The organism is Streptomyces sp. NBC_01232 (assembly GCF_035989885.1).
In the GTDB taxonomy this organism is placed as follows: domain Bacteria; phylum Actinomycetota; class Actinomycetes; order Streptomycetales; family Streptomycetaceae; genus Streptomyces.
In genome coordinates, this window is record NZ_CP108518.1 from 8,653,261 (window position 1) to 8,660,092 (window position 6,832).

A 6,832-nucleotide genomic window follows, 5' to 3' on the forward strand; every position below is an offset into this window, starting at 1 on the left:
GCGGTACATCCACCGCGTCACCGTCCCGGGAACGGCACTTGAGAGCAACTCCCCTCTCCACCCAAGCCGCGGCATCGATTTACGTATGCGCCATGCGGTATCCGCATGAAATGGGCTAGGGTCGCATCATGGTGATGGGTACGGAAGAGCTCCTCAGGCTGACGGTCGCTGCGTTGATGACGCGTACCGGTGAGCGGCAGAACGTTCTCGCCGACGGCCTCGGTCTCTCGCAGGCACAGATCTCCCGCAAGCAGGCCGGCCGGCAGCACTGGTCGCTGGAGGACGTCGACGGCCTGGCCGCGCATTTCGGTCTCCACGTCCTGGACCTCCTCGCCGGCCCCACCCACGCAGTCGGCGTACTCCACGGCTCGACCCCCGCACTGCGCCCCTCCGGCGTCCCCGCCCCGCCCACCGCCCCGGCCGCGCAACTCCCCCTCGCGGCCGTGCAGCTCCCGGCCCAGCCCCCGCAGGCGCCCTCCCCGCTGACCGCTGCGCACATGCTGCTGTGCGTGTTGTGCGGGCAGCCGTGCAGCGAGGAGGTTGACGGGTTCCCGCAGCACCTGAGCGCTGAGGAGTGCGCGGCAGCCATCGCCGCCGCAACCCCGGGCCCGGCGGCGGCCCCGGTAGCACCCGCACCGGCCCCCGTGCCGCAGCAGCTCCCCGCCGCCCCTCCAGCCCCCGCGCCGGAAGCCACGGCGGAGCTCGTCGCGACGGAGCCGGCGCCGGAGGCCGAACCTGCGCCGGAGCCGGTCAAGGAGAGGCCGGCCAAGGCGGGTCCGGCGGTGGTGCGGGGGCCGCGTACGTACGCGTCCGGGACGCTGACCGACCAGATTGCCGGCAACGTCCACGCCGCTCTGCAGGAGTGCGAGGGTGACGTGGAGGCCGCCCAGGCCGCGCTGACCAAGTCCGCGATCCCCGACGTCATGAAGCTGTTCAAGGAATCGCGGGTCGGGGGCCGGTACGAGCATTCCGAGTTCCCGCCGACCGCCGACGTGCTGCGCAAGCGCTCGCAGAAGGGTGCGGATGAGATCTGGGAGGGCCGTCCGAAGTGGCGCAACCCCCATGTCTTCCAGGCGGCCAAGAAGGGTGAGACCTTCGAGGTGACGGCCCTGGATATGAACGCCGCCTACCTGTCGGCCTTCAAGTGCTGGCTCCCGATCGGCCAACTCAAGGAGGACACCAGCGGCGTCCACGACCGCAAAAAATCCGGGGTCCACCTCATCACCCCGGCCGAGTGGGAGCACACCGACCTGCCCAACCCGCTCGGCAACCGGATGGAGCCGGGCGAGTTGTGGGTCACCGAATCCACCCTCCGCCTCCTCCTCGACTGCGCCCGCGACGACCTCGCCGACGCCCCGACCATTCACCGCTCCCTCGTCTCCGGCGGCACCGAAGTCCTGCTGGAAAAACTCCGCCGCGCCCTGGCGGAAGTCCGGAAAACCGCTCTCGCTGAGGGCGACGAACTGACCGTCAACTATGTGAAATCCATGTATTCTAAGCTGGTCTCCACCCTGGGCGAATCCACCGCGAACCGTGATATGCGGCGCCCGGACTGGATGCACATCATGCGCGCGAAAGCATTCGCGAATCTGTGGATGAAAGCCAACAAAATCCATAAGGCCGGATTGCAGGTCGTGGAAATCTCCGGCACCGACGAACTTCACGTCATCGGCGATTGGCGGACAGTTTTCGCCGAGGGCCGGGACCTGAACCAGGTGAAGGAAAAGCAGACTTACACGCTGGGGGGTAAGCGCTGATGGCGGGTTCCGAGGACCTGTGGTCCCGCTGGGGCGAATGGCAGAGGCATGACGCCCGCGGGATGAAGGGCGGGGAGGCCCTGATCCTGGAGCTCAACCGGATCGTGCACTCCTCGGGTATCACCTCGCCCGTCACGTCCCGGCGCGGCCTGGCTGCCCGCCTGCGGTATCTCGACAGCCCCGCCGGCCGCGAAGCCCTCGCCGAACAGGGCGTCAGCACCCGCTCCCTGCGCTCCTGGGCGCGTGGCAAGGCCGTGCCTTCTCCGGCGTCCAGGGAGCGGATCGACGCGGCGTACTGGTGGCGCCGGCGGGAGAACCTGATCCGCTCCGGCTGGCTGGCCCGGCACCTCGACAACGACGGCCGCGGTCGCCGGATGGAGATCTATCCGGTCGACCAGAGTCACGTCGATTCCAAGTACAGCCGCCCCCTCAGCGATCGCTCCATCACCGTCCGGTACATCTGGCCCGACCTCGTCCACGCCTGGGCCGCCCGCAACGAGGCCATGGTCGACGAGATCTGGGACGACGTCATCACCGACCTCGACTCCGACTACGCCGCCTACGCCTACGTCTCCTCCGTCGGCATCGGCGCCTGACTCGCGGTGCTGCTGCCGCATGAGGGTGCCCCCGGCCAAGCAGGCCGGGGGCACCCTCATGCGTGGGCGTTGCGCGCATTACGCCGCTGAGGTTGTGGCGGACTCCAGCGGGACTGTTGTCCCATGTCCAACGAGGGAGTCGGACGGTTGATGGGAGGCCGGGAAGGGCTGGGGAGCAGACCGGCTGGCAGGCGGAGCCGACGGGATGGCGTCCTGCTCGTCGGTGCCGCCGGTGAACAGGATCATGAGGACGGCGAAGACCGCGGCGCCGGAGCCTATGGAGCCGACCACGTCGCCCCCGGTTCCGGGCGCCTGACCTCGGGCCTTGGCGGTCGCCTTGTAGACCAGGTACGCCACCACGGCACTCGTCACAAAGATGGCCGCGGTGAGCGGTGCGATGTGTACGTTCATGAAGGGCCTCCCCGAGGCGCCGTGGCCTGCCCTGTTTGATCCCGCCAAAGATCTCCAGCAGGGCAGGCCGGATACCGCCCTGGACGCTGATGCGACCAGGGTTTCGTGAGGTCGGGCACGCCAGCCTCTACGCGCCCGTCGAAGCGGTGCAGCGGCTCGCAAGACGTCTGAACTGCGGTTTCTTAGCAGCATCCGCACATTCAGAAAAGGTGTGATGCGCGCAAATCACCTACCGGGTGCCAAAAGTCCGTTCCTGCAAGGCAGCGAGTCGGGCGTTGTCGCTGTGGGGTTTCACTGCGAACACCATTCGACCAGAGCCCTTCACGAGGACGAGGCAAACCTGGACCAGAGTCCACAGAGGGGTGAACTTGCCTCTCGCACACGTCGGTCAGACGTACGAGCCTGCCGGCTCTGGTCGCCCTCGGCCTCCTGGGCGCAACCCCGTTGGCGTCGTGAGAGGCGAGGTACTGCCAGCTTGAGCACGGCGACGTACGAGGCGCCTGGGCCGAGCACGGCAACGCCGTGAAGCGTTCCGGCGTGGCACCCCGCAGGCTGCGCCAACCGCCTATCCCCCTCCAGAACCGCGCCGTAGGCGATAGGCGCGGGCCCACCTACGCCGCCCATGCCTACGTCCCTGCCGTCGGTATCGGCGCCTGACCGTCGCCGGGGCGGGCGGGGCTGACGCGCCCCGCCCGCCCCGGCGTCCGGCGTCCGGGAGCATCCGGGTCAGTGCCTGCGGTTGGTGACCACGACGCCGATCGCGGTGGCGAGGGCCGCGCCGACTCCGCCGACCGCCGCGATCGGGGCGGTCAGCGAAGGGTGGGCCACGCACAGGTAGCCGGTGGCGCCCAGGACCAGGACGACGACGAGGGCCAGAAGCAGCGTCTGGAGCGGGTCCGGGGCCGGCCCTTGGGGCGACGGCTGCCGGGACGGGCCCGAGGGCTGGGGCTGTGAGTCGTTGGCGGACATGAGGGTTCCCTCCCGTAAAGGCCTGCGGACGGGCCGCGGCCAGGTGTGAAGCGCGGTGTCTCCACACTTGGGCGGAAGCGGATCTTGCAGGAGTGACAACGGGCTGTTTCCGGTCAACCGGCAACATCAGGCCGTCCCGGGCGGGGTGTTCCCGCGCTGTCACCGCATGCACGACAATCGGGCAACTGCGCTGTTAGGGGACAGTGCTTGCCGGCTGAAAGACAGGCGATGGACGAACCCGAGCTGACGCCGACGGCCGTACCGCAGGAGGCCCCGGCGCCCGAGGTGACACCGGCGGCCGCCTACGCGAACGCCTTACGCAAGGCCGTGCACGGCTACCGGGCGGCCGGCGGGACACAGAAGAAGGTGGCCGCCGCTCTGCACATCTCCCCGGGGACGCTCACCCGGTACCTGAACGGGGAACGAACGGCCTCCCGCAAGACGCTCCTTGCCATACGCGCCTTCCTCGAAGCACAGCAGCCGCACCTGCCCGTCACCGACTGGGCGGAGCTGGATGAGCTGTGCGAGCGCGCCAACCTCGCCAACGGCTCTCCGGCCGTCCGGCTCGCCCAGCTGAAGGAAGAACTCGCCCGTGTGCGCGAGGAACAGCAAGACGCACATCACGTCTCCGAGGAACGCCTGAGCGCACTGGAAGAGCAGGCAGTCGACCTCACTGACCAGCTGAGGCAGGCACTGGACCGCGCGCAGAACGCTGAAAGCGCCGAACGGACCCTCCAAGACGATGTCGCCGAGCGGGACGAGAACCTGCGCCACGCCCAGGACTACACCCGCCAGGTGGAAGCGGAACTCGCCCAGCAGCAGGAGCAGGCACGACTGCTCCTGGTCGAAGTCGGGGTGCTACAGGAGCAGAACCGCCGGCTCCTCGAAGGGCAGCAGGCCGTTTCCGCCCCGGAAACGCAGCCAGACCCCGGATTTACTCCCGAGTACGCCCACCTCGTTAACCGGCACACCACAGCAGCCGAAGACGCCACCACGGGGCCGCAGCAGCACCCACAGCACACCAAACGGAACCCTCCCGAGGAGCGGACACCCACCCGGCCCCGGCCCTCCCGCCGCACCCAGGCCCAGGCCCGCCTCCGCCCCCCTTCACCGGCCTGGATCGTGATCGCCGTCGTAGTCATGGCGTTGTGCGCGTACACCGCCGTCACCGTCGTCCTCGCCGTCCCCGCGGTCCGCTACGACCTGTCCTCGACACTCGGCGTCGCAGCCTCGATGATCACCTGCAACCTGCTGGCGGCGGCACTCACCGGCTGGGCGGGACGCCCCGCCGCCCTGCGGTACGGCCCCCGACTGATCCTGCTGCCGGGACTGATCCTCCTCGCGATCGGATCGCTGATCGCCTCCTGGACCCTGGGATACGACACCTGGGTCACCCAGCCCCCCGCAGCGGACTGGTCCGCACTCCAGCTCATGACCGGCTGCGTGCTGCAAGGCGCGGGCGAGGGACTGTGCGCCTCCGCCGCCGGCGTCGTGCTCGCCACCCGGTTCTGGTACTCCGTACACGACAAGGCGACCACGTGGGCCGTGGCGGTCGGCAGCGCGATCGCCGTCACCGCATCGGGACTGCTCCTCTCCACCTGGGAATGGCGCATCGCGTTCCAGGTCCTGGCCGCCTTTGCTCTCCTCCTGCTCATCACTCTGCCCTTCCTGCCCGACTTCAGGTCCGCGCCGCTGTGGGACGAGCTCGGAGCAGCGGACTTCGTCGTGCTGGCGCTGGTCGCCGGCGCACACACCGCCTTTGCCTGGGCCATCGGCCTCACGGCCGCCCACGGCTGGTGGTCGCCCTCCGTCGTGGCCCTCGCGGCTCTCGCGCTGACCATGCTGGCCAAGGCCTCCCGCCGGCTCCGCAGAACAGAGATCCCGCCACCTCCCAACTGGATCCGCGGGACAACGCTGCTCGGGGCATGGGTGAGCGGCGCCGTGCAGTACACCGCATGGCTCTACTGCACCATCGCCCTGCAGCAGGTCTTCGACTACGAGGCATGGACGGCAGCCGCCCTGCTCCTGCTCGCCGTGCCGCTTGCCGCGCTCACCGTCTTCCCGCGGTCCTTCCCGACCCGCCTGCGGATGCCGGCCAGGACCATCGGCTTCTTCGCCACGGGCGGCGGCCTGCTGTGGCTGTCCATCGGCCTGTCCCACCCCGAAACCTTCCCCACCCCCAGCCTGACGGGAGCACTGCTGCTCGTAGGCGTCGGCACCGCCGTCCAGCGCTGCCCCCCGAACGGGCTCGGAGACGGACACCAGCGCGCGTACGTCGCGCAGACGAAGTACAGCGGAGCGCTTGCGGTGACCCTCACCGCAAGCTTGATCACCGCACACTCCCACCCCACGGCCGCCGCTTACACCGTGGTTCTTATCGTGTGTGGTGAAGCAGCCGTCGTAGTTGCTATGGCGGGCGCTCTAAAGCTGGCACGCCGACGATTCAGGAGGCCCTCGCAGCAGCCCGAGCGGGCAGCAGAGAACCGGCCCTGACCCCAGGTTCTGCCGTGTGCGACACCATCCAGAGTCAGGTCCGAGAATAGGAACCGTATAGCCTCCACGCCTCGGAACTCTGCTTACTTCGAGGGGTTCGCAGCCCCCAATTCACCCGTTTGAGCTTTTGGTATGTGGGCGGTTTTGGTGGGGGGTTGAGGGGTTGTGTTTTTGGTATTCGGTCAGGGGGTGTTTCGGTTTTGGTATTTGACGTTGGGTCGGTTTGGTGGGTCGGGAATTGATGGTTTCCCTTTTGTTGGCGATCTTTCTGGTGTAGACCACTCGCTGATGCTGGTCCGGGGTCGTTGTTACGTTCTGTAGCGTGTCGGGGGAGGGGCCGGCGGGGTGGACACTCCGCCGGCCCGTGTGCATACTGCTACTGAGAGAGAGCGCGCAGCGCGACCGACACGACCTCGGCCCCGCAGGGGCCACACCCCGACACCCGGTCCTGAGACACCGTTACAGACAACCTGACAGCCCATCAAAATCCCTTCTGACCTGCTATAATTAAGCCGAAGAACCCCGCGGCAGACCCTCCCTCCGTTGCCAGCCAGCCACCGCGGACCCGCAGTCCCCGAACAACCGGGACCACCCCGCCGTTACCGC

At 68.5% G+C, this 6,832-nt stretch carries 5 protein-coding genes; 3 read left to right on the forward strand and 2 right to left on the reverse strand.

From position 1 onward, the window contains the following. The first annotated feature begins 128 nt into the window (after positions 1-128). The gene (locus tag OG444_RS39810) at positions 129-1,757 is read left to right on the forward strand and encodes an acyltransferase (RefSeq protein WP_327260047.1); all 1,629 of its coding nucleotides are present in this window, start codon (positions 129-131) and stop codon (positions 1,755-1,757) included. Then, complete coding sequence (locus tag OG444_RS39815) at positions 1,757-2,353, forward strand: hypothetical protein (RefSeq protein ID WP_327260046.1); 597 nt, start codon at positions 1,757-1,759, stop codon at positions 2,351-2,353. Before OG444_RS39810 ends, OG444_RS39815 begins: the two co-directional genes overlap by 1 nt. 78 nt (positions 2,354-2,431) lie before the next feature. On the opposite strand, the gene OG444_RS39820 is transcribed toward OG444_RS39815, so the two are convergent. Together OG444_RS39820 and OG444_RS39825 are read right to left on the reverse strand one after the other, a co-directional pair. Then, positions 2,432-2,764, reverse strand: coding sequence for a hypothetical protein (locus tag OG444_RS39820; RefSeq protein WP_327260045.1), 333 nt, complete (start codon positions 2,762-2,764; stop codon positions 2,432-2,434). A gap of 726 nt (positions 2,765-3,490) precedes the next feature. After that, positions 3,491-3,733, reverse strand: coding sequence for a hypothetical protein (locus OG444_RS39825; protein WP_327260044.1), 243 nt, complete (start codon positions 3,731-3,733; stop codon positions 3,491-3,493). A gap of 228 nt (positions 3,734-3,961) precedes the next feature. Here OG444_RS39825 and OG444_RS39830 point away from each other — a divergent pair, with 228 nt between their 5' ends. Continuing rightward, entirely contained in the window at positions 3,962-6,226 is a 2,265-nt protein-coding gene (locus tag OG444_RS39830; protein ID WP_327260043.1) for an MFS transporter, read from the forward strand. The last annotated feature ends 606 nt before the right edge of the window (positions 6,227-6,832 follow it).